At 39.1% G+C, this 23,396-nt stretch carries 17 protein-coding genes; 12 read left to right on the forward strand and 5 right to left on the reverse strand.

The annotated features are described in order from the left end of the window. Nucleotides 1-11: 11 nt before the first annotated feature. On the forward strand, nt 12-1,448 hold the full coding sequence (locus tag ACQ4KW_RS04765; protein WP_430885386.1) for a response regulator transcription factor: 1,437 nt from the start codon (nt 12-14) through the stop codon (nt 1,446-1,448). 63 nt (nt 1,449-1,511) lie between these two features. Here ACQ4KW_RS04765 and ACQ4KW_RS04770 read toward each other — a convergent pair whose 3' ends face one another. From ACQ4KW_RS04770 to ACQ4KW_RS04780, 3 genes are all read right to left on the reverse strand, one after another. Then, nucleotides 1,512-2,600, reverse strand: coding sequence for an alpha/beta fold hydrolase (locus ACQ4KW_RS04770; RefSeq protein ID WP_430885387.1), 1,089 nt, complete (start codon nt 2,598-2,600; stop codon nt 1,512-1,514). Nucleotides 2,601-2,883: 283 nt separating this feature from the next. Further along, nucleotides 2,884-4,551 carry a peptide ABC transporter substrate-binding protein gene (locus ACQ4KW_RS04775; RefSeq protein WP_430885388.1) on the reverse strand — a complete coding sequence of 556 codons (1,668 nt, stop codon included), beginning with the start codon at nt 4,549-4,551 and terminating at the stop codon, nt 2,884-2,886. Nucleotides 4,552-4,805: 254 nt separating this feature from the next. Continuing rightward, nucleotides 4,806-6,323, reverse strand: coding sequence for a methyl-accepting chemotaxis protein (locus tag ACQ4KW_RS04780; RefSeq protein ID WP_430885389.1), 1,518 nt, complete (start codon nt 6,321-6,323; stop codon nt 4,806-4,808). A gap of 250 nt (nt 6,324-6,573) precedes the next feature. On the opposite strand from ACQ4KW_RS04780, the gene ACQ4KW_RS04785 reads away from it, so the two are divergent. After that, nucleotides 6,574-8,124 (forward strand): response regulator transcription factor, encoded by a 1,551-nt coding sequence (locus ACQ4KW_RS04785; RefSeq protein ID WP_430885390.1) that lies wholly within the window; start codon nt 6,574-6,576, stop codon nt 8,122-8,124. Here ACQ4KW_RS04785 and ACQ4KW_RS04790 read toward each other — a convergent pair whose 3' ends face one another. Next, nucleotides 8,125-8,664, reverse strand: a complete 540-nt coding sequence (locus ACQ4KW_RS04790) for an HD domain-containing protein (RefSeq protein WP_430885391.1) — start codon at nt 8,662-8,664, stop codon at nt 8,125-8,127. It abuts the gene before it with no gap. A 179-nt stretch (nt 8,665-8,843) separates the two neighbouring features. On the opposite strand from ACQ4KW_RS04790, the gene tkt reads away from it, so the two are divergent. The 8 genes from tkt to ACQ4KW_RS04830 all read left to right on the forward strand — a co-directional run bounded on the left by tkt (nt 8,844) and on the right by ACQ4KW_RS04830 (nt 19,313). Further along, entirely contained in the window at nt 8,844-10,835 is a 1,992-nt protein-coding gene (gene tkt / locus ACQ4KW_RS04795) for a transketolase (RefSeq protein ID WP_430885392.1), read from the forward strand. Between the two features lie 556 nt (nt 10,836-11,391). Next, the gene (locus tag ACQ4KW_RS04800; RefSeq protein WP_430885393.1) at nt 11,392-13,497 is read left to right on the forward strand and encodes a ribonucleoside triphosphate reductase; all 2,106 of its coding nucleotides are present in this window, start codon (nt 11,392-11,394) and stop codon (nt 13,495-13,497) included. Nucleotides 13,498-13,793: 296 nt separating this feature from the next. Continuing rightward, entirely contained in the window at nt 13,794-14,498 is a 705-nt protein-coding gene (locus ACQ4KW_RS04805) for an anaerobic ribonucleoside-triphosphate reductase activating protein (protein ID WP_430885394.1), read from the forward strand. Nucleotides 14,499-14,566: 68 nt separating this feature from the next. Continuing rightward, nucleotides 14,567-15,193, forward strand: coding sequence for a TetR/AcrR family transcriptional regulator (locus tag ACQ4KW_RS04810; protein WP_430885395.1), 627 nt, complete (start codon nt 14,567-14,569; stop codon nt 15,191-15,193). Between the two features lie 168 nt (nt 15,194-15,361). Beyond that, the gene (locus ACQ4KW_RS04815) at nt 15,362-16,216 is read left to right on the forward strand and encodes an ATP-binding cassette domain-containing protein (RefSeq protein ID WP_430885396.1); all 855 of its coding nucleotides are present in this window, start codon (nt 15,362-15,364) and stop codon (nt 16,214-16,216) included. Continuing rightward, the gene (locus ACQ4KW_RS04820) at nt 16,216-17,250 is read left to right on the forward strand and encodes an ABC transporter permease (protein ID WP_430885397.1); all 1,035 of its coding nucleotides are present in this window, start codon (nt 16,216-16,218) and stop codon (nt 17,248-17,250) included. Before ACQ4KW_RS04815 ends, ACQ4KW_RS04820 begins: the two co-directional genes overlap by 1 nt. A gap of 13 nt (nt 17,251-17,263) precedes the next feature. Beyond that, complete coding sequence (locus ACQ4KW_RS04825; RefSeq protein ID WP_430885398.1) at nt 17,264-18,268, forward strand: ABC transporter permease; 1,005 nt, start codon at nt 17,264-17,266, stop codon at nt 18,266-18,268. A gap of 91 nt (nt 18,269-18,359) precedes the next feature. Continuing rightward, entirely contained in the window at nt 18,360-19,313 is a 954-nt protein-coding gene (locus ACQ4KW_RS04830) for a 2-hydroxyacid dehydrogenase (protein ID WP_430885399.1), read from the forward strand. 214 nt (nt 19,314-19,527) lie between these two features. On the opposite strand, the gene ACQ4KW_RS04835 is transcribed toward ACQ4KW_RS04830, so the two are convergent. Continuing rightward, a complete protein-coding gene (locus ACQ4KW_RS04835; RefSeq protein ID WP_430885400.1) occupies nt 19,528-20,811 on the reverse strand; it encodes a YjiH family protein in 1,284 nt (427 codons plus the stop codon). A 483-nt stretch (nt 20,812-21,294) separates the two neighbouring features. Here ACQ4KW_RS04835 and ACQ4KW_RS04840 point away from each other — a divergent pair, with 483 nt between their 5' ends. Together ACQ4KW_RS04840 and ACQ4KW_RS04845 are read left to right on the forward strand one after the other, a co-directional pair. Next, a complete protein-coding gene (locus ACQ4KW_RS04840) occupies nt 21,295-21,744 on the forward strand; it encodes a MarR family winged helix-turn-helix transcriptional regulator (protein ID WP_430885401.1) in 450 nt (149 codons plus the stop codon). A 229-nt stretch (nt 21,745-21,973) separates the two neighbouring features. Then, nucleotides 21,974-23,389: a dihydrolipoyl dehydrogenase family protein gene (locus tag ACQ4KW_RS04845; protein WP_430885402.1), complete on the forward strand. Its 1,416-nt coding sequence runs from the start codon at nt 21,974-21,976 to the stop codon at nt 23,387-23,389. Nucleotides 23,390-23,396 lie beyond the last annotated feature (7 nt).

Consider the following 23,396-nt stretch of genomic DNA (forward strand, 5'->3'; position numbering starts at 1 on the left):
AGACATTCAGAATGTTAAACAAGATACCAGAGGGCTATTTCACATCAAGTATGTCAGTATTAATCTATGCAGCTCTTTCCTTTGCTTGTGGGAATAATAGAGGACTAATTTTGATGATTGAAAAAGTCATTGTGGAAAATTTCCAATCAAGTGATGAAGAAGTGTTCTATTACGCAATAAAGGCAATAAGCAGCACATCGCAAGATGTTGGGCTAAGAATCGATCTTGTTAAAAAAGCTCTTGAAAGGGTGGATTCAGATACGAGTGCAATGATTTTAGCCTATGCCCATCTTGTTTATGCACAATTATTGACTACGGCGTGTGATTATATAAAGGCAGAAATAGAATATAAATATGCCGTGAAAAAATTTGGACAAAGCAAGGCTTATTTTCTAGAAACAATGACATTTACAAACTACGCCATTTTTAATAATTTGAAGGGCAAACATAAAAAAGTTATAAGAGAATCCAGGCAGTTTCTTAATGAAAAAGGAACTATTTTTGAAAACTTCAACAAATACAATTGTATGGTAGAGATGGTTCTCGGAGCTGCCTATAAAAATATTGGTAAAGTAGCAATTGCAAAAAAGACATTGGAATCAGCCATGAGAGACATTTACAAATTAGAACTGGTTCATATGTATGCCTATCCATTCTATGAGTTGTTTGAATGTCTTATTATAATGCATTCAAATGACGAAATCATGAAACATGTCGAGACTTTTACACAAGCAGTATCGCAACTCAATGACGAGAATATTAGTCTATTTATCCACTATACCGATATATACTTAGCCCTAAAATACGATAAGATACCTGAGAAATCTGACATTGAGGCTTTTGAAATTGCGTGTTCATATGCTAACGACAGTGGCATGATAAATTATTTGGAGTTGGCGCTGGAGTTAAAATTGCTAAACTTATCGGACCTATTCAATATTGATGATTTAAGAAAAAAGTATGAACGTTCAAATTATATGGAGTTAAAACTGGAGTCTGCCAAATGCAGTGCTTTGTTTTTAAAATGGTATGATGCAAATGGTTTTATTGATGAAGCTAAAGCCTACTGTTTAGAGTTGCTTGAAAAATGCTTGGACATAGGAAATGTGTTTTTGTTGATTAAGTATAAGACACTCATAAGAAAGTATATAAAGTATATACCCGAAAAAGTGGCGACCGATGTGGACGAGTTATACCCGGCGTTCAATGGAGACTTGATTAATAAAGGCATCTCCAACCCGTATGATCTAACGGAACGCGAACTGGATGTTTTGTCTTTGATAAGCGAAGGAATGAGCAATAAAGATGTGGCTATGAAGCTTTATATAAGCGTTGGAACAGTAAAGTGGCATTTGAATAATCTATATGGAAAAATGAATGTAAAAAGTCGATATGAAGCTATTGTAATAGCCAAAGAAAAAGGAATATTAAATAATAAGCTCAAATAAAGCCCTAACTCGAGTTAGGGCTTTATTGTAATTTTAATCTCCTTACGTTCTACTTAACTCAGGTCATTTAGCGGGAAAACGGTCAGCCACATCGCGAATAAGCTCCATAAAACGCATAGATTCATCAACCCAGGGGCTGTGACCAGAATGCTCAAAAACAATATACTCTTTTTCTGGGGCTTTAAGTTTTTCAAAGTAGTCTTTTGAAAAGTCTTGAGGGGCATTTAAATCATGTTTCCCCACGACAAATACAACTGGTATTTTAAGCTCTGGGTACATGGTACGCACATCGTAATCATAAAGCTGGGGATAAACAGTGTTAAAGGTAGTGATCATGCCTCGAAAATAATTAACCTTATCAAAAAGGGTATATTCAGGTCCCATGACATCAGTGAATGTATCATATCCAGGCCCATGGATGTCGGGATTGTTTGACATGATTTTTGTTAGTGTCATGAGTGATTTTGACGCCTTCCAAATCATGTCTTTTCCATGATAAGGTGGAGGTCCTTGTTCTTTAAGGGTTTTAAAGAGATCCGTGTCATTTTCCTTTGCATAGGAAAGGGCTGTTTTATAATTACGGACTTCAGTGGCATCAAAATCAACCATTTGTCCAGTGGTTATAAGGGCCGCATAATCTTCTGGAGAAGCGTTAGCCATCATAATTCCAAGAAAACTTCCCCAGGATTCACCAACCATATAAATTTGATCCTTGTTGAGTTGTTGCTTTAAAAACTGTGTTAATGCACGACCGTCTTTTAAGTAATCACCAGGTGTCAAATCCTGAATCATTCTAGAATTATATGACTTTGCAGCGCCGGGTTGGTCCCAATTTACCACCACAAAATCGTCTTCCAGATCTCTAAGAAGACGGCGTGTGGCTGCAAGTTGTGACCCACCAGGCCCGCCTGCTAAAAATAGTATAACCGGATTGTCTACATTTTTTCCCCGAATGGTAATCCACTGTTTTCGGCCATTAAGCTCGACCATCATCATTTCAGAAATACTATTTTCTATAATCTGACCTTCTTTATCCAAGATGGGGGGCGTCTTGGCCGTAAACATTGTTACAACCTGAAGAATTAACAGGACTATGATGACAAATCCCACTATCAATATAAAAGACTTTGCCAAATATTTTACTGCTTTCATTTTCATACCTCACAAATCAATTTTTCTATCCGAGCACTTTGCAATGATACCTTTGCAAATGCTTTAACCTTTAGCATATAACCTTGATAGAGCATTAAAAGAGGTTTTGATATATGCGTTCTCATGAGGTATCTTATATTGAATGAAATAACATGCCCCCTATCCATGGTTAGGGATTTGTTGTGAATTGAGGATGAATAAATAAAAAAACCTCAGCTTACAGGCGTATAAGCTGAGGCCTTATAGCATGTGTAGAGGGGATTAATCGTCTACACGTGTTGCTTTATTCAGACACGATTTCGGCAAAACCGAAGAACCATGTACTACGTGAATTTCTTTCCCAATCAACCACTTTTTCTGAAACCATAATAGGGTCTGTGTAGTAGTAGATTGGAAGATATGCAGAAGCATCCATTATCATGTCATGGGCCTTGTATAGAAGGTCAAATCGCTCTGCTGGCGCTTGCGTTTTCGCTGTTTCTATAATTTGATCGTATTCAGCAGAGTTCCAATTCGCATAGTTCATAGGAGAATTGGAAATGAACATGCCAAGGTATGTCATTGGATCAGAATAGTCACCTAGCCATCCCGCACGGGCAATCTGGAAGTTCCCTTGCTTTCTGGTGTCTTGGAACACAGCGAATTCCTGATTTGTTAGAGTTACATCTATACCAAGATTTTGTTTCCACATTTCTTGAATAGATTCTGCAATGGACTTATGACCTTCCGATGTATTGTACATAATTTCAAGAACGGGGAATCCTTCACCATCAGGATAACCAGCTTCAGCTAAAAGTTCACGAGCTTTTTCAACCCCAGAACTGTCAACAGGAATACCCGAGTCACCTGCTTCAACTGCAAACACATTGCCATTGTGGTCTCTGGATGACTGCGAAACCATTGTTGTTGCAGGAATTTGACCACCTTTTGTTACTGTTTCTACAATAGCTGTACGATCGATCGCTAAATTAAGAGCACGGCGAACTTTTGCATTGTCCATAGGTTCAACTGTAGTATTAAAAGCATAGTAATAAAGACCATCTTGAGGTAAAATCATGAAACTTGGGTCTTCAGCAAGCAGACGTGGAATTTCAGCATTTGGCATGGAATCAATGACGTGAATTTGACCTGATTCATAACCTGTTAGTGCTGTGGCTTCATCCACGATCATCAAGGCTTCTATTTGGTCAAGGCTCACTTGGTCAGCCCGCCAGTAATGAGGGTTCTTAGTGAGCACTATGCGGTCTGCATTCTTATATTCTTTAAGCATAAAAGGTCCATTTACTACAGATGTGTCTGGGTCAACTGCCCATCCACCATCAGGCCCTTGAACAACTGCCGATTCTTTCACCGGGAAGAATGTATAAAAGGCAGTTAAGCCAAGAAAATATGGTGTCGGCGATTTCAGTGTGACTTCAAAAGTCTGTTCGTTTATGGCTCTAAAAGTGTCAACATTGGCCTCTGAAAAAATGAACATGTACTCAGAAGCTGTGGCCGGGTCAAGAACACGATTCCACGCATATTCAAAATCGTAAGCTGTTAGGGACTCCCCATCGGACCACTTAAGGCCATCTCGTAAAGTAAAGGTATAAACCAGCTTGTCATCGCTAATCGTGTAAGACTCTGCCATAGCAGGTTCAAGCTTGCCATCCACTTCTCGCATAAGTCCCTCAAACATATTATTAATAACATCCCCACCGTCAGAAGCAGCATTTAAGCCCGGGTCAATCGTTTTCGGTTCAGAACCAATATTCCAAACCAGTGTTTGAGCCACTTCGGTCGCTGTATTTTCTGCCAAGTCATTACTTTGCTCATTGCTATTATTCTGTTCACTGCTTGCATCGGTGGAAGAATCACTCGTTTCCACTTGCGGATCTTGAGTAGAGCCACAACCCACCAGTGACATAGTCACAAGCGTCATAACTATAATAATTGAAATAAATTTTCTCAATGCTCTCTCCTCCTTAAGAATACACCTGTCTGATTACGTCCCCTCATCGACACATTAACGACTTGGTAAAAGGTTATCAGAAGGGAGGGCGGTTGAAACCTAACTAAAGTTAGGTTCTCAGACTGCATTAAATTCCTTTATCCTGCCTTGCTCGTGTTTTTCTGGTTTAATCACGTACCCCAGTACACTCAAAAACATAAAAAAAACATAAATCTCTTTCCTATGGGTTAAGATCTATGTTCTTTGTAATTGTGTTATGAAATTTTTATTTGTACCAGGTTTGTGGTGTGGTCATTGAGGCTAAACACTTGTTCTCCACTGGATGATAGGTTTTCCACCTGTTTTAATATACCTTCAAAGATTTCAAGCAATTGTCTAGATAAATCATTGGCCTCGTCATAAGCCTTTCGAGCCTTCGTCTCATTGCCCTCTTCAATGGCCTCAAGCACTATATGTGCTTTCTGGTGAAGGGCGTTGTGGCGTTCATTAATAGCCGCCCATTCCTCTTTAATCGAAGGGTGGTGGACTTCAATGGAGTGGTAGAAGTGACCAAAACGACATTTGTGACCATCTGCCTGAATGGGCATAGATTCCATGCGTGTGGCCATTTCATGAAGGCGATCCATCCATTTCTTGTGGCTGTCTAATGCACCATTGACATGGGCTTCAAACTTGCTATTACTGATGTGGTTTACACCTCTATTTACAGTGGTTGTGAGACCTTTTACCACTTTGGAAATTTCATCATCGATTTCTGAGATCTGACCAGCGGCTTTAAAGGCTGTCTCAGCATCAACACTAATTTTCTGAGCCATCGCTGAAATGTCTTCAGAGGATTCAGCTGCCGTTTGCATGGCAGATGAAATTTCACTTGTCGTTCCACTGATCTGTTGACTTAGCCCAGTTAGATCGTTTATGTATTCAACTGTCTTTTCTAAATTGTTCACATTGCTTTCAAAGGAGATGCTCACAGCTTCCAGCTTGCCGGACATTTCTTCAGAGGATGTCAGGGTATGATCCACACCATTTCGACTGGCTTGGGTTGTTTGTCGAATATTGCCCATAAAAGCATTCATGTTGTCCAGCTTTGATTTGGTGTCTTCTGCAAGTTTTCTAATTTCCTCTGCGACAACGGCGAATCCACGCCCATGTTCTCCAGCTCTAGCGGCTTCAATGCTGGCATTCAGGGCCAGTAGATTTGTTTGATCAGCAATTCCCGCGACCCCTTGTACAATTTGATCAACTTCTAAGGAGATATCTTCAAGTTCACTGATTTTAGCAGATAAGTCTCTGGCATTGTCCATTACGGTGTCTTTTAAGTTGTTGATATTGTTCAGCTCTTTCATACTTTGCTTGTTGACTTCGATGAGTTCGTTAGATTGCGAGCTCAACTCTTCCATTGTACGTGCTTGTGTCAGAACCGATGTTTCCACCTCTGACATACTAGCCGTTGTTTGCTCAACCATTGCCATATTTGACTCGCTGGCAAGAGCAAGGCTTTCAGCGAACTTGCGAAGTTCCTTAGCAATATGAGACATCTGAACATCGAAATCACTCAGGTTGGAACTCTGTGTCAGTAAGTCTTCAAGATAGCCTGCTGTTTTTTCATCATTTTCTAGAAATTTTTCAAACAGTTCCAATATATTTTCATGTTTTTTAACCTTTAAGCCTTTTGGTGGTATAGATTCAACACCGCTGGCCTTTTTTTGAACATGGCTAAGCACCTTATCAACTTCTGCGCAGTTCTTATTCCTGACGAATTTCCCGAACATAAAACCCTCCATTTACAGTATGTGTAATGATTATAATAATATAGCCGTTAGCCCAACAATAACATATTATAGGAAATTAGTCATGTTTAATAAAGTAAAGTTTTTGTACTATAAAGATTAAGATTTTAGGTCTATATAGTCAATGTTACATGCTGATTCAAATACATAAATACCCATTTTGGTGAGTAACTTTAATTACCAAAAATGATATGATATATATTAAGTTAGAACAAATTGGGGGAGGAAATGTATGAAGAATGGGGAAAAAATGTATCAGTTAGACAAGCTGATAGAGGAAAAAACTTATGATAGGGCAGTGGAATTTATAATGTCTGAATTTTCAGCACTTATAGATTCTTATGAGAGGCAGAGACTTTATAAACTGATTGATCAAATACCAGATACGTGTTTATCAAGTGCTAAAATATGCTTGATTATAGGCCTTGTTGCCTACTATGCAGGGGATAATGATAAGGTGAATAGCATGCTCCTAAAAGCTCAAGTGATTGGGATTGAGTCATCTGATGAAGCCGTACTAAAACAAGCTGTCATGTGTATTTCTATGGTGACAAAAACCATAAAAGAAAGAGTGGAAGTTGCTCAAAAAGGTATTGGATTGATTGATGAAGAAACGGACAGGGCTATATCAGGTCACATATATATGTTTTATGCACATGTGCTTTCGGCCCTACCTGACTTTGCAAGGTCGCAAACAGCCTACCACAAGGCAATTGATGATTTTTCACAGAAGAAAATGAGATTCAAAGCCACACTTGCTACGCTAAACTATAATATACTCCTCAACACCAGGGGAGACCACCATCAGGTTATATGGAATTGTTCTGAGTTTATAAACAAGTCAGGGTCTGTGCATGGTCAAAGCAATCAATATTTATTTATCGTTGAGTCCGTGTTAGGTGCGGCCTATATTTTGACAGGAAAAACAGCCCTGGCCACAAGCCTGCTTGAAAATGCACTCGTTAAAGCCTACAACTTGGAGTTTGTCCATATGTATGGTTTTATTGTTAATTGGCTATTTGAAGCTTATTTACAGCAAGGGCGGGAAAATGAGATCGTCCACATGCTGAGAAAATATGTAACTTCAACCAAGCCTCTAGGTGATATGTGGATACAGCTTATGTACCATCAAAAACAAGCAAGGTATGCTCTTCACTACAATAAGAAACCTCAGCAAAAAGATGTAGAAGCCCTCGAAATATGTTATGAAATGCAAAAAGAGAACAGTTGTATTTACCTAATTCAAATCATGACAGAATTGACCTTAAAAGAACACTCGAGACTGGCCAGTCCCCTCGTTATTGAAAAAAAGCTGGAGCAATATAAGTACAAGGGACTTAAATCTGATTGTATACTTTTAAATCTTTTGCTTGCTATGTGGTATGATGCAAGCGGTGCAACGGAAAAGGCCCTGCCCTATTTCAATGAGGCAGTGGCCCTGAGTATAGATTGTCATAGCGTTTACTATTTAAACATGTATATGGATCTCACAAAAAAATACAAAAAGCATTTAAAACAAAATCAAATGAATAGCCTAAACGAGATGGGCCTGGAAATTAAAACAGTAAAAGACCAGTGGGAAAGCAATGCATTTGACTTGACCAGCAGGGAATTTGAGGTCTTAGCCCTCCTAAATGACGGTCTAAGCAACAAATCTATTTCTGAAAAACTCTTTATTAGTGTTGGAACTACAAAATGGCATCTTAACAACATTTATGGAAAACTTGGGGTTGGACGAAGGACTGAAGCCCTTACTTTTGCAAGAGATCAAGGTTTATTTTAATCATTTTCCAAAGACTAATTTTACATAACGGCAATACTCTTCATGCATAGTAATGTGAGAAAGGTCATCGAGATTTTTACACATTTCAGTGTTGTACCACTTTTGATCTTCATAGCCTGCATTGAAGCAGTCCCAAAGATTGTCTCCCATGGTTTCTAGATTTCTGTAAATGCTTCTTATGTTGCTGAGTTTATCAGCAAGTATTATCATCTTCATGTCAAAATCAGCATCATTTTTGACAAAGTCAAGCATATATTGTTTTCGTTCAGACCATGGCCTTGATTTATCGGGTTCTGAGCATCCTTTAACAAGTTCAGCGACCCTGTTTCCAAATTGATCTTTTATATCGGAAAGAGTGACATAAGTGTCCTCAATCGTATCATGTAAAATACCTGCAATGACAACGTCTTCATCTGCATTCATGGCAAGAAGCATCATACCGACTTCAATGGGATGTGCGGCGTAAATATCTCCGTCCAGCTTTCGGATTTGCTTGTCATGGGCGTTGAGAGCAAGTTGTATAGCTTCATATAGTCTCATAAAATCACATCCTTTTTTGAATGATACAGTGGTGATATGTCATATATGCCCAAAATTATGGAAATCAACCATCATGGATTCCTTCTTATGTGTTATATGACGCTCTGTAAGGGTATATTTGCCACATGAGGACGTTTCTGTCCGCATTATACTAGAAGAAAAGACCTTGGAGGTGGCAAATGAAATCTATAGATCAAAAAACCGTTGAAACAATAAGGCTACTCGCTGCGGATGGCGTTCAAAAAGCCAATTCTGGACATCCTGGATTGCCAATGGGTGCAGCGCCAATGGCATATGTCCTATGGAAGGACTATTTAAGAGGGAGTGCGACCGATCCCTCATGGGATAATAGAGACAGGTTTGTGCTTTCGGCTGGACATGGGTCCATGTTGATTTATACCTTGCTCCATCTATTTGGTTATGATTTGTCTATGGATGAGTTGAAAAACTTTAGACAAATGGGATCAATGACACCAGGACATCCCGAGTATGGTATGACCGTAGGTGTAGAAACGACAACAGGACCTCTGGGACAAGGCATCTCTAATGCAGTTGGAATGGCCATAGCAGAAAGACACCTGGCCGCAAATTTCAATAAAACCGGTCACCGCGTGATTGACCATTATACTTATGTTATTGCGGGGGATGGAGACCTTATGGAAGGGGTTGCAAGTGAAGCGTGTTCTCTTGCGGGTCATTTAAAACTTGGCAAGCTTATTGTGCTCTATGATGATAATAATATTACAATTGATGGTGGAACAGATAAGTCTTTCACTGAAGATGTGGGTAAACGATTTGAAGCCTATGGATGGGATGTGGTCAGTGTCCGTGATGGAAATGACCTGGAGAGCATATCAAGTGCAATAGAAAAGGCAAGAATCGATACGACAAAACCCACCCTCATAAAGGTAAAAACTGTTATTGGATATGGCAGTCCAAATAAGGCTGGAACATCAGGTGTTCATGGTTCGCCACTGGGTGAAGATGAATTAAGATTAACAAAGGAACTCATGGGTTGGGATCCAGATGGATCTTTCGTGATACCTGATGATGTCAACGAACATCTCAAATCCATCATTGATAAGCGTGAAATTGAGCGATTTATGTGGGAAGAAAACCTAGAATCCTATTTTGAAGCTTATCCAGATATGAAGCAAAAATGGGAAACTTGGCATGAATATGAAATGCCTAAAGAACTGCTTGAACATCCTAATCTTTGGAGCTCATTCTCAGAAAAAGAGGCCACTAGAGCAAGTGGTGGACGCATGATCAATATTGTTAAAAAATATGTGCCAAATCTCGTAGGTGGGTCTGCAGACCTTAATGCTTCTACAAAAACCTATTTAAAGGATTGTGGTGATTTTGATTGGGATACACCGGAAGGTTCAAATATATTCTTCGGTGTTAGAGAACATGCTATGGCAGCCATTATGAATGGTTTATCCCTACATGGCGGACTGAGGGCATTTGGCTCAACATTCCTAGTGTTTTCAGACTATATGAAGCCTTCATTAAGGCTTGCAGCCCTTATGGGACAACCTGTTATCCATATCTTTACCCATGACAGTATAGGCGTTGGAGAAGATGGTCCAACCCATCAACCTATTGAACATGTCATGATGCTTAGGGGCATTCCGAATCTTCATGTTTTCCGCCCTGGTGATCCAAAAGAAACAGCAGTGGCTTGGATTGAAGCTCTTAAGCACACTGAAGGTCCATCGGCTATTGTTCTTACACGACAGGCACTTCCACCACAAGAAGGTGTCCACAAGGGATCGCACCATGGCGCTTATGTCCTTCTCAAGGAGGATGGAGACCACCCAGAAGTCATACTCATGGCAAGTGGTTCAGAAGTACCTGTGGCAGTGAATGCAGCAAAACTTCTTAAAGGCTCTGGAATTGATGCTCGTGTGGTTAGTATGCTTTGCCAAGAGCTCTTTGATGCCCAAACAGACCAGTACAAGGAAGATGTCTTGCCAAGCGCTATAAGGACAAGAGTTTCTGTTGAAGCGGGTATAACTATGGGCTGGGAAAAATACACAGGTCTTGATGGACTCAACATTGGACTTGACCGATTTGGCGAGTCTGCACCTGGTGATGACCTCATGAAACATTTTGGGTTTGAGGCAGAGCAGGTGGCCGAAAAAGTTAAAAAATACTTGTCTGTGTAAGGAAAGTCTCAATCATTTTATACAGGCACTGAATCATTAAACAGATGGAAACCGCTTAAACGTGTGCTTAGGGTACATGGCTTAAGCGGTTTTTAATATATTAGGACAAAGAGAAGTATAAGACGGCTATGTAAAACTCATCTTTGAATTGAAAATAAAATTTTTCTAAAGATTGACTTGTGTAAAAATACGGTATATTGTTTGAAAAAAATTGATAGGGACTATATACCTTGTAGAAACAACACAAACCAAACTTTTTGCAGGAATCGTCGAAAAATGTCGAACGGTCATGAAGTCCAGTGAGGATAAGGTCACTAAGAAAAAAACACAAAACACCATATTTTTTTTAATTTCATAAGAACTCTTAAAACCGATTTTAATTCTGTCTCTTGCCTTGTTTATAAATTTTCGATTTGCTAAAATATTAGGTGAGAATAAAAGAAAAAGCATTTATGAACACCTACTCGGTGAGAGTGGGTGGATTTTTTAGTGCTTTTAGATCTATATGTTGTGTATTGAATCTTTATACATACCATATATTGTGGGGAGGATCATAATGCTTGGTAAAGTGGAAAAACGAAATGGCGCAGTGGTTGACTTCGATCGAATGAAGGTTGAAGATGCAATTTTCAAAGCGCTCGTGGCAACACACGACAGCAAATCCAGAAAGAATTTAAGAAAACTCGCGGAGGTTGCAACAGACTACACCATCGACAATTTGACTGAAGTTTGCAACAATCATATCACTCCAAAAGTGGAAGATATTCAAGACGGGGTTGAAGTTGTCCTCATGAAAATGGGGGAATACGAAACAGCTAAGAAATACATAAAGTACCGCTATGAGCATAAACGAATGCGTGAAACCAAGAAGACAGCCATGGATATCATGGGTATCTTTGATGAATACATAGGACAGAGCGACTGGACAGTTCGTGAAAACTCCAATATGTCATACAGCCTTCAAGGCTTAAACAATCATGTTATTGCCAAGGCAACAAAGACATTTTGGCTAAACACAGTTTATGATGAAAGCATACGTGAAAGCCATGAAAATGGTGATATGCACATACATGACCTGGGTCTATTATCGACATACTGCTGTGGCTGGAGCCTTGAAGATCTACTTATGAATGGTTTTGCAGGGGTTTCCGGTAAGGTAGAGTCTTCACCAGCAAAACATTTTGAAGCAGCCCTTATGCAGTTGGTTAATTTCATATATACATTACAAGGAGAAGCCGCAGGGGCACAAGCGGTATCAAATTTTGACACCCTCCTTGCACCCTTTGTTCACTTTGACAATTTAGACTACAAGAAAGTTAAGCAAATCATGCAGACTTTTGTTTTTAATATGAACATTGCAACACGTGTGGGTTTCCAAACGCCATTTTTCAATGTGACAATGGATAAAGAAGTGCCTTCAACACATAAGGAGTTGCCGGTCATTATTGGTGGAAAGCGTATGTTTGACCACACATATAAAGAGTTCCAAAAAGAAATGGACATGATTAATCTGGCCTTTTGTGAAGTTATGATGGAAGGCGATGCACGTGGTCGCGTTTTCACTTTCCCAATACCGACATATAACATCACAAGTGACTGGGACTGGAATAGTGAAGTGACAGACAAAATTATGGAAATGACAGGTAAGTTCGGCATTCCGTATTTTAGCAACTTCGTTAATTCTGATCTTGATCCCGAAGACGTCCGGTCCATGTGTTGTAGACTGCGTCTTGACAACACGGAATTAAGACGTCGTGGTGGTGGTTTATTCGGTGCAAATCCAAAAACAGGATCCATTGGGGTGGTGACCATTAACCTTGCTCGACTAGGATATACTTCAGATACCCTTGAAGCCCTGTTCGATAGATTGGAAAGACTCATGGAAATCGCAAAGAATTCACTGGAAACAAAGCGTACCATCCTTGAAGAAAATATGCATAGGGGTCTTTATCCATATTCTAAGCACTATTTACATGATGTTTTTGAAGCCAATGGTGAATACTGGCACAACCATTTTGCAACAATTGGACCAAATGGTCTGAATGAATGTATAGCCAACTTTACCAAGGGAACAGAAGATATAACAACACCTGCTGGCAAAGAGTTCGCAGAAGAAGTCTTAGATTTCATGAATGAAGTGCTCATACGATTCCAAGAAGAAACGGGACATCTTTATAACTTAGAAGCCAGTCCTGCAGAGGGAACAGCTCATAGATTTGCAAAGCGTGACCTGGAACTCTATCCAGATATCGTTGTTGCAGGGGATGAGTCACCTTATTACACGAATAGTTCTCAACTGCCAGTTGGCTTTACAGAAGATATTTTTGATGCACTAGACCATCAGGATAGCCTCCAGGTACGATATACAGGCGGAACTGTTTTCCACGGTTTTATTCCAGAGAGAATAGAATCCATTGAGACGCTGAAAAAACTAATTCAAGGTGTGAGCAGTGGTTACAGACTGCCTTACTTCACAATCACTCCAACATTTAGCATTTGTCCGACACACAAATACATTGCTGGTGAAGAACCGATATGTCCAGAATGTGGTGCACAAACAGAGGTTTGGACACGGGTAGTAGGGTATCACAGACCAGTTCAGAACTGGAATGATGGAAAACAGTCTGAGTTCAGTGATAGACTTGAATTTGAAGTGTCATAATCAAAAGGTTAGAATAAAACCATAGCATGCTGTGGGATACAATGAACTTTATGATACAATGAATTTTAGGAACAAGGGCTATTTATGTTCATAGTGTAAGCTAGACATGAATGGCTCTTTTTTATGAATAGAATGTTTATAAGTCTTTCAAATTGAACGACTTGCAAAATATCATTCAAAAATTTTTGTTATACTATATATAGATATTTAGGAATCGAAAGTTCTATATATGGTATGACCAAACTATGTAACTGTAATTTTGTAAGCGCCTAAATTAGAAAGACGTGGAGGTTGCCATGCAAATTAAGGGATTTCAAAAAACGACATTCATAGACTATCCGAACAAAGTCGCATCCCTTGTTTTTACAGGAGGATGTAATTTCAGATGCCCATTTTGTCATAATGGTGGTTTGGTGGTAAACCCAAATCAATACCCAACAACACTTCCTGAAACAGTCTTTCAACACCTCCAAAAAAGAAAGGGCATTATAGAAGGTCTGGTTATTACCGGAGGTGAACCAACATTAATGCCAGGGCTTAAAGCCTTCATAAAAGCTGTGAAAGATATGGGAGTGGCTGTGAAACTTGACACGAATGGAACCAATCCAAGTGTGTTAAATGATTTAATAGAAGAAGGCTTGCTTGACTACATTGCCATGGACATTAAGCATGTGTTCAGTAAATACAGCTCAGCCATAGGTCCAAGTCGAGTCGATCTATCTCAGGTTAAAGAATCTGTAAATATAATAATTAACAGTGGCCTTGATCACGAGTTCAGAACCACTGTTATAAAGGGCATGCATACAGAAAATGATATAGCCCTTATGGCAGATCAGGTTCAGGGGGCAAAAAATTACATCCTTCAGCAGTATGTAAAAACTGAAGGAGAAATCATGCCCAACACCTTCAAATCTTACACAATCGAAGAACTTGAAAGCATCATTGAAGCCATAGGCACAAATCACAAAATTGAATGCTTTAAAGCGAGGGGCAAGTATTAGACCTTGACGCGCTCATTTTTTACACCTATAATGTGACCAGACAGTCATATGGGAAGGAAGTGCTGGTTGTGCCACATCAAACTTTTTTTAATTTACCTAAGGAAAAACAGCAAAGAATTATAGATGTTTGCATTGATGAATTTGCAGAAAAGACATATCACAATGCAAGTATAAGCAATATTGTTAGACAGAGTAAGATTGCCAAGGGTAGTTTTTACCAGTATTTTGAAGATAAGAAAGACATCTTTAAATATATCCTAAAATATATGGGAGACAAAAAACTCGCCTACTATTCTGAAATCATTCCAAGGATCAATGAAATGGACTTTTTTGAACTTTTAAAAGCCTTTTATGTCAGTGGCGTGGTTTTTGCAAAAGACCACCCCAAACTAACGAAAATCGGTAATTTTGTGTTAAAAACAGATGATGAAGATTTGAAAAAAGAACTGATGAAAGAAAGCGGAGCCAGGTCAAGTGATTTCATGTCTATGCTCATAAAAGGGGCAATAGAACGCGGTGAGCTTCGATCTGATATAGAGATTGACTTTATAAATCATATCATTCAATCAATGAGCCTTTCTACGATTGACTACTATTATAAAAAACATGATAGTCTTGGTGAAGAAGAGAAGGACTTTATTCATCTAACGCATCAAATGGTAGACTGCCTTAGAGATGGGCTTTCAGGCCAATAGGGCTGGGAGAATAAAGCTTTGAAAATATAAATAGAGAGGCACTGAAAACAAGAAGGAATTGACAAATATATGAATACAGTATATCATGACCACATAGTCACATGACCGTGTGGTCATTTTTTTACGAGATGTATGACTGGTCAGTCATAATTCCATAGGAGGGACAGTATGATCCTTGTTAAAAATCTGTTTCACTCATATACAAATAATGAAATGTATGCTGTTGAAGATGTCAATTTTAGCATTCAAAAAGGAGAAATTTTTGGTTTTTTAGGCCCGTCCGGTGCAGGAAAATCAACCACGCAAAACATTTTGACAGGCCTACTTGATATTCAAGGCGGACAAGCGAGCATTGATGGTGAAGATGTACGAAAAAAATCTCAAAAGCTCTTTAACATCATGGGGGTTTCCTTTGAACAACCCAATGTCTACAGAAAGCTAACGGCTCTAGAAAACCTAGAGTTCTATGCAGATTTATTCAGTGTGCCAACAGAAGACCCTAAAAAACTGCTTAAAATGGTCGGGCTTGAAGATGCTATGCACAAAAAAGCTGGTGCGTTTTCAAAAGGTATGCTCCAGCGCCTTGTTTTTTGCAGATCCATGCTTAACAAACCCAAGGTTTGGTTTCTTGATGAACCCACTTCAGGACTGGATCCAACAACAGCCAGTCGAATCAAAGACATCATCAACGAAAAAAGACGCCAAGGGGCAACCATTTTCCTGACGACCCATAACATGTATATTGCTGATGAGCTCTGTGACCGTGTGGCATTTATCAATGAAGGAAAAATTGCTGCAATGGATACTCCAAGAGACTTAAAGCTAAAACATGGTCAGAAACTGCTGCGCGTAGAATATCTGGAAGGAAATGAACTGATTCAATCTAGTTTGTCCATGCGAAAAGAAGAGGATAAAGCCCTGCTTAAGAAGCTCATTGAAAATGGACAAATTGACACCATGCATTCTCAAGAAGCCAGTTTGGAACAAATATTTATTAAACTGACAGGGAGGGGGCTGGACTAATGTTAAAAAGAATTTTAACACTGATGAAGAAAGATATAAAACTGGTAACAAGAAACTGGTACTTATTCATCACAATCTTTGTAGCGGTCCTGTTTAGTCTCTTGGTGAACTTTGTTATTCCTGAAAATTTAAGTTTTGAGCCAAGAGTCTTTATCCTTGATGAAAGCGAAGGGATGGCCCTTCATGCTATGGCAGTAGACTTGGCATCAAAAGATAATGGCACAATGGTTAAAACAAGACAGGCCCTTGAGGAGAATGTGAAAGAATCAAGAACCAGTTTGGGAATGGTCTTAAAAGGAACACTTGAAGACCCAGATGCGGAATTTGTGCTTCATGGATATGAAAACAGTAAGTCAAAGGCCTTATTAAGGTTGGAGATGGATGATTACTATGGAAAAATTACTAAAAATATAGATGTGCCCATAAAACAGATTGGAAGTATGAGAAAAACTTATGAAGTCACTTTCAATCACTCCCTTCTTCCCATGTTTTTACTGATGGAACCTGTTCTCATGGGGCTATTTTTTATAGCCACCCTCATGCTTTTTGAAAAAGCAGAAGGGACAGTGGAGGCCTATGCTGTTTCGCCAGGAAAAACCTTTGAATACTTATTTTCAAAAATAACTATCATGTTTCTTCTGGGCCTTGTATCCATGTACTTTGTTACATTCACCACAGTGGGTCTGCGAGCCAATATAGGTTTAATGTTATTGATCGCTCTATCTGGAAGTTTTTTTGGTTCCAGCCTTGGTCTTTTTATAACAAGCTTTTTTGACAGATTGTCAAAAGCCATGGTCTGGATTATCTTTGTCTCCCTTCTGTTATCAGCGCCATTTGCATCTTATTATCTTCCAAGTTTTTCACCGCTATTGATACGGATGATGCCCACATATTCATTGTTGTTTGCTTTGAAAGAAACCATATACCAAACAGGGCAAACTGATATTGTGTATAAGGCAGTAGGTCTTTCGTTTATGACGGGTATGATCTTATTTGGAATGGTCTATACGCGTTACAGGAAAAAGTTGGTATAGGGAGGTGGATTCTATGTTAAAACGGATTATGAGTATTGTAAAACGTGATTTTAAGAGCAGTGTGAGAGAGTTTATACTGCTTTATATTATGATAGCTCCCTTTATACTGGCTTTTGGACTGACCTTCTTTATTCCTTCAGTGGAATCAACGACCATGCAGTTTGCCATTCACTCGAATGTAGAAGAAGACTTTTTAGAATATGCCAGGCAGTTTGGGGTGGTAGAAGTTTTTGATTCTCAATCAGCCATTACAAAGAGGTTGTCAGCCATAGATGAAGTGATTGGTGTTGACTCAAATGGAGATGGTCTGGAGATACTGATTTATGGTGATGAACGGGAAGGGGCTCAGGAACTTGCCATAAAAATGGTGCGGGCCTATGAAAGTGGAAAAACACTTAATGACTACTCATTCTCAAGCTTAGGCGAAAGTGAATCGCCGGTGGCTTTGATTGGAGTGATCAGCCTGTTTGCCATGGCCCTGGCTTTAGGTGGCGGAATCATTGGACTCAATATAATTGAAGAAAAAGAAGAAGGAACAGTTCAGGCCATTCATGTCAGTCCTGTTCGACAAGTAGAGTTTTTTGCCGGTAAAAGCATATTGGGGGCCCTAATAGCTATGATCCAAATTATTGGGATATTATTTATTGTTGGTTACGGCGATGTTAACTTGGCTCAGACAATTGCTTTTAGTTTTGTCAACCTAACAATTCTCATTCTTTTAGGCTTTTTAATTGGTGTTTTAAGCAGCAATCAAGTTATGGGGCTTGCCAATATGAAGTTTCTATTTTTGCCGATCGCTGTATCAATTTTGGGGGCGGTGCTTGTGCCAGCAAACTGGAAGTTTACCCTTTACTGGTCCCCATTTTACTGGAGTTATCTGGGGTATGAAAAAATTCTTCAAAGAACTGCGTCGTGGTTTGATATTGGACAGTACAGTCTTTATATATTGATTCTCTTTATTATGATTTTCTATTTTTCAAAGCGGTATATAAAAAAAGGACTGACACAAACTTCATGATGTCAAACGTTTGTAATACATGAAATGTCGATCCTCTGTTAAAATGGAAATAGATGATGAATCTTAAGACAGATATGAAGGGGGATTCGATATGAAACGTGTTTTGGTTACAAGAGATATTCCGGAAAGTGGAATAGAAATGCTTCAGCAAAAATACGAGGTTGTTGTTAACAGGGAAGATATACCCATGACAAGGGAAGAAATGTTAGCAGAATTTCCAAAGTATGATGCTGTATTAACAGCACTTAGTGATGTTATCGATGAAGAAATTATGAGAGCAGCACCAAATGTTAAGATATTTGCAAACTACGCTGTTGGATTTAACAACTTTCATGTAGAGCCTGCCAAGAAATTTGGTGTGGCTATGTCGAACACACCTGATGTCTTGTCGGACTCAACGGCAGAAACCGCATGGGCCCTTTTGTTTGCAGTCTCAAGGAGAATACTTGAAGCTGATAGGTATGTGCGCGAAGGCAAGTGGAAGCGGTTTTCTCACAAATTACTTCTTGGTCAAGATGTTTATGAAAAAACAATTGGTATTATAGGGGCTGGAAGAATTGGTCAGCGCTTTGCTGAAAAGGCAAGGGGCTACCATATGAGAATTCTCTACCATAACAGGTCTCGGAACCTGGACTTTGAGAAAAGGTTCAATGCCACATATGTGGAACTGGATCAGCTCTACGCACAGAGTGATTTTATTTCCTTGCACTGTCCTTTAACAGAAGAGACACACCATTTGATTGATGAAGAGGCCTTTAAGAAAATGAAGTTTTCATCAGTGATTATAAACACGTCACGAGGCCCTGTTATAGATGAAAATGCCCTAGTCAATGCTCTTAAAAATAATGAAATATGGGGCGCTGGTCTGGATGTGTACGAAAACGAACCAGAAATTCATCCAGAACTGCTTGAAATGGACAATGTTGTGTTACTGCCCCACTTAGGAAGTGCCACATCAGAAACCAGAGAAAAAATGAGTCAAATGGCAGCACGAAACATTATTGAAGTGCTTGAAGGACGAGAACCAATTAACTCAGTTTATTAAATAGAGAGACTTGCAAAATATCATTCGAGAACCTCCGCTATACCGTACAGAAAGATTTAAGAATCAAGAACGCTATATAGGGTATGGCAAGGGCATAGATCTGTAATTTTGCAAGCGCCTGAATAAAATAAATGACCCCCATGTAAGGACATTTGTCTAAACATGAGGGTCAATTTTTATTATATGCTTAAACTATGTTAAGGCGAGAGAGCATTTAATGTGCTAAAACGCCAGCGCTTACAAGCAAGTTTGTGATAACAAAGAGAAGAGGTATAGATAAAATGGTTCTAAAAACAAAGACTTTAATAACGTCTAGGAAGTTTAGTCCAATCTTGCTTTTTACAAGAATCATACCAGTCTCAGACATGAAGACAAGTTGCGTGAAGGCTAGAACACCAATAAAGAATCTGGCTGATTCTGAAACAGCTTCCCCAATGAAGAGGGCTGGAAGGTACATATCTGCAAAGCCAACAACAGCTGCAGGGGCCATCATTTTTGCAACTTCACCACTATAACCTGCTAATTGGAAAACGGGAATAAGTGGGGCGCTAATAGCGCTGAAAAAGCCTGTATATTCTGCGACAATTAGTGAAAAAGTTCCTACAAACATAATAATAGGCAAGAAACCAACATAGACATTCACCACACCCTTTAGAGCGTCTTTCATAGCTTGAAAAAGACTTGTATTTTCAGCCATTTCAGTGGCTTGTGAATAAGCGTATGATAGAGTGGATTGTCCATCAGGAATTTTAACAGTGGATGGTGTAGCGCCTTCATAATATGTTGCCTCAAACTTATTAAGTGGCATTCTGGAAGTAATCATCGCAAGAATAACGGTTATTAGAGCAATTGACCCATAAAAAATTGGGAAGATGCTGGAAAAACCAAGTTCTTCTGCAACAGCGGAAGCAAAGGCAATACCTACGATTGAGAAACTTGTTGCGATAACATAAGCCTCACGCTTGTTGTAATACCCCCTTTGGTACTGGGTATCTGTTACGACAATACCGATGGTTCCATCACCAACAAAAGATGCAATGGCATCTACCGCTGAGTAACCAGGAACCTTAAAAAGCTTTTGAACAATCGGACCAAATAGTATCCCAATGAACTCCACAGAACCAAAATGCGTGAGCAGAGGCAGCATTAAAAGGCCAACGAAAAAGGTGATGTAAAGTGTGGTTAAAAGACCACCATTACCTGCCATGACACCGCCTGTATTTGGATCGAGAATCATGTCTGCAAAAGGCATGCCCTCAAACCAACCTAGAAGGACCATAAGGTATAGGAATGACCCACCAATTCTAAGGATCTGATTGGGCCAAGATGTTTTAAAGACAGAGTTCCAGAAGTCGCTCTTAACTGTAATCCAATTAAAGAGGAGGGTCCCAAGAAGAACAATGCCAGCGCAGACCATGGTGAAACCTATGAAAACATTTAAAAAGTTTCCAGTGATCAAATTAATGATATGTGAAATAGCTATTTTTTCTTCCCCCATGAATTGAAAGGGAACAAGGAAAAAAATAAAACCCGCTAATGATAGCAAAATAAATTTAAACTTACCCAAGTGAATAAACCTCCATTTTTTCTTATGTTTTTACAACAAAGCCAGTATAACATGGTCATTTTGACGATGCAAACATTATACACAAATATGAATAAAAATACATATTATTCAGGTTGTTTGAGTATTTATGCGTTTTTAATATCGAAAATCAGCATTTTTATGTATAAACTGTATACAAATATTCTATTGCGCAATCGTCCAATGTTATATGGTATGTAAAATGCCAGTGTCTTAAAGACAATCTAAAATCACGAATTATGAATAACGTGTGTATATTCTTGAGGTGAAATTAACTTTCTGGATGGCGTTTTGGAAATATCATAAAAGACAAGAGCTGAAAAGAAACTTTGACATTGCAGGAGAAGACATCTATAATGGTGTAAATTGATCGTGCAAGATTAAAAGGAGGTTTCTATGAGTCAGAGTGTACTGAATCTAGATAGACAACTGTGCTTTAGAGCATATACTGCTTCAAGGTTGACCATTCGACTATATAAGCCATTACTCGATAAAATTCATCTAACGTATCCTCAGTATGTTGCAATGATGGTGCTGTGGGAAAAGAAAAGCATTGGTTTTAGAGATTTGGGGAAGAAGCTCCATATGTCTACAGGAACACTAACACCAGTAATTCAGAGACTCGAAAAGCTTGGATATGTGAAGAAGGAAAAGCATGAGACCGATGATAGAAAAACTGTTGTTGTTTTAACAAGTGCTGGAAAAGCACTTATGCCAGAGGCTGAGAAAATTCCTGTAGCCCTTGCCAAGGCGCTAGGATTATCGGTGGAGGCCTACAAAGAATATGCAGATATGCTTGACGACTTGTTGTTGAGACTTGAAAATGCAAAAATAGATATTGACTAGTTCATCATCTGGTGTGGGAAAGATAATTTCTCACACTTTTTTATTTTAGTTGACGAAATCGAATATTTTAGATATATTAATCTTGTAAGATTGATCTAGTAAGATTAATATGAAAATCCAGTATTTAGTTCATAGGAATGATTAATAAGATGGTGAAGTGACAAAGACTTTTGCATAGATTTAAGCGCGTTATCCAGGGAAAAATTGCATAAAGCGATGGAGGGTACGAATGAAAACATATGATTTGATTGTTATTGGATCTGGATCTGGTGGGTTGACATCGGCATACACAGGCCTGGGATTTGGGAAGAAAGTATTGGTTGTAGATAAAGAACTTCCAGGTGGAGAATGCACTTGGTCAGGCTGTATACCGAGCAAAGCTCTGATAAATGAAGCCAAGAAGGTTTATAGCGCTAAAAAGCTTGTCGGCGACTTTGAATATGACACAACAAAGGCAATGAACAGGGTTAAAGATGTGATCGCTAAGGTTTATGAAGGCGAATCTGTGGACAAACTAGGTGAGGACGGCATAGAGTTTCTACAAGGCCATGCCCGATTTGTTTCTCCAAAAGAGATTTTGGTTAACGGACAAACATATTCAGCTAAAAAATATATTATTTCAACAGGGTCATCACCTTTTATTCCTCCAATAAGGGGTATAAAGGATGTACCAATACTTGACAATGCGTCTTTGTTTAAACTCAACAAACTGCCTGATTCAGTTATTATACTCGGTGCAGGGGCAATTGGTACTGAAATGGCCCAAACAATGAATCGGCTGGGGGTTGAAGTCCACCTGGTTGAAATGTCAGACCGAATTCTAGCAAGAGAAGAAGCTGAGTTTAGCCAAAGGTTAGAATATATATTGGCTGATGAAGGGGTCCTCATTCATACGAGCACCAAAGCCCTTTCAATAGAAAACAGCGAAGACGGTGTGGTTTTAAGTGTGGAGAAGGCTGGAAAAAAAGCTTCGATTATTGCAAAAGCCCTCCTTGTGGCAACAGGCAGACAGCCAAATGTTGAGGGTCTGGGTCTTGAAGAAGCAGGCGTTGACTATGACGATAAAAAAATACATGTCAATGCTTATATGCAGACGTCACAAAAACATATTTATGCTGTAGGAGATGTTGTTGGATCTTATCAGTTCTCCCACGCTGCCAACGTTGAAGGCATTCAAGCTGTGCAAAATAGTCTTTCCCCAATAAAGAGAAAAGTCAAGGATAAACATATGGCTTGGGTTACTTTCACTCAGCCTGAATTTGCAAGAGCAGGCCTGTTGGAGTCTGAAGCTCGTGAAAAATATGGGGAATCCATTCGTGTTTACACCTTTGATTTTGACCATCTCGACCGGGCTGTAACCAAGGGGAGATTCCTAGACATTGATACAGCTTCAGATATAAATGAGGGTGTTAAGATTATACTTAGTGCTAAAGGAAAAGTGCTTGGCGCTTCAATCCTTGCAGATCGTGCAGGCGAAATGATTGGAGAAATTCAGGTTATAAAAACTTTGAACCATAATTTCAGCAAACTCTCAAAGGTGATTCATCCATATCCAACCTACAGTGAGGTTTTTAATAAAATTGGAAAGAAAGTCGCAATTGACAATATTTTAGGTCATCCACTTGTAAAACTGTTTAGAAAGTAGGGATTCA

This window comes from Tianxiuia mixotrophica, from assembly GCF_050596425.1.
In the GTDB taxonomy this organism is placed as follows: Bacteria; Bacillota; Clostridia; order Peptostreptococcales; family Acidaminobacteraceae.

What these genes read in the sequence shown, in the direction of transcription:
- ACQ4KW_RS04790 (WP_430885391.1), bottom strand. Translation starts at nt 8,664, where the DNA reads ATGAGACTATATGAAGCTATACAACTTGCTCTCAACGCCCATGACAAG.
- ACQ4KW_RS04780 (WP_430885389.1), bottom strand. Translation starts at nt 6,323, where the DNA reads ATGTTCGGGAAATTCGTCAGGAATAAGAACTGCGCAGAAGTTGATAAG.
- ACQ4KW_RS04840 (WP_430885401.1), top strand. Translation starts at nt 21,295, where the DNA reads ATGAGTCAGAGTGTACTGAATCTAGATAGACAACTGTGCTTTAGAGCA.
- ACQ4KW_RS04820 (WP_430885397.1), top strand. Translation starts at nt 16,216, where the DNA reads ATGTTAAAAAGAATTTTAACACTGATGAAGAAAGATATAAAACTGGTA.
- ACQ4KW_RS04785 (WP_430885390.1), top strand. Translation starts at nt 6,574, where the DNA reads ATGAAGAATGGGGAAAAAATGTATCAGTTAGACAAGCTGATAGAGGAA.
- ACQ4KW_RS04800 (WP_430885393.1), top strand. Translation starts at nt 11,392, where the DNA reads ATGCTTGGTAAAGTGGAAAAACGAAATGGCGCAGTGGTTGACTTCGAT.
- tkt (WP_430885392.1), top strand. Translation starts at nt 8,844, where the DNA reads ATGAAATCTATAGATCAAAAAACCGTTGAAACAATAAGGCTACTCGCT.
- ACQ4KW_RS04815 (WP_430885396.1), top strand. Translation starts at nt 15,362, where the DNA reads ATGATCCTTGTTAAAAATCTGTTTCACTCATATACAAATAATGAAATG.
- ACQ4KW_RS04825 (WP_430885398.1), top strand. Translation starts at nt 17,264, where the DNA reads ATGTTAAAACGGATTATGAGTATTGTAAAACGTGATTTTAAGAGCAGT.
- ACQ4KW_RS04765 (WP_430885386.1), top strand. Translation starts at nt 12, where the DNA reads ATGTTAAACAAGATACCAGAGGGCTATTTCACATCAAGTATGTCAGTA.
- ACQ4KW_RS04830 (WP_430885399.1), top strand. Translation starts at nt 18,360, where the DNA reads ATGAAACGTGTTTTGGTTACAAGAGATATTCCGGAAAGTGGAATAGAA.
- ACQ4KW_RS04835 (WP_430885400.1), bottom strand. Translation starts at nt 20,811, where the DNA reads ATGGGGGAAGAAAAAATAGCTATTTCACATATCATTAATTTGATCACT.
- ACQ4KW_RS04770 (WP_430885387.1), bottom strand. Translation starts at nt 2,600, where the DNA reads ATGAAAGCAGTAAAATATTTGGCAAAGTCTTTTATATTGATAGTGGGA.
- ACQ4KW_RS04845 (WP_430885402.1), top strand. Translation starts at nt 21,974, where the DNA reads ATGAAAACATATGATTTGATTGTTATTGGATCTGGATCTGGTGGGTTG.
- ACQ4KW_RS04805 (WP_430885394.1), top strand. Translation starts at nt 13,794, where the DNA reads ATGCAAATTAAGGGATTTCAAAAAACGACATTCATAGACTATCCGAAC.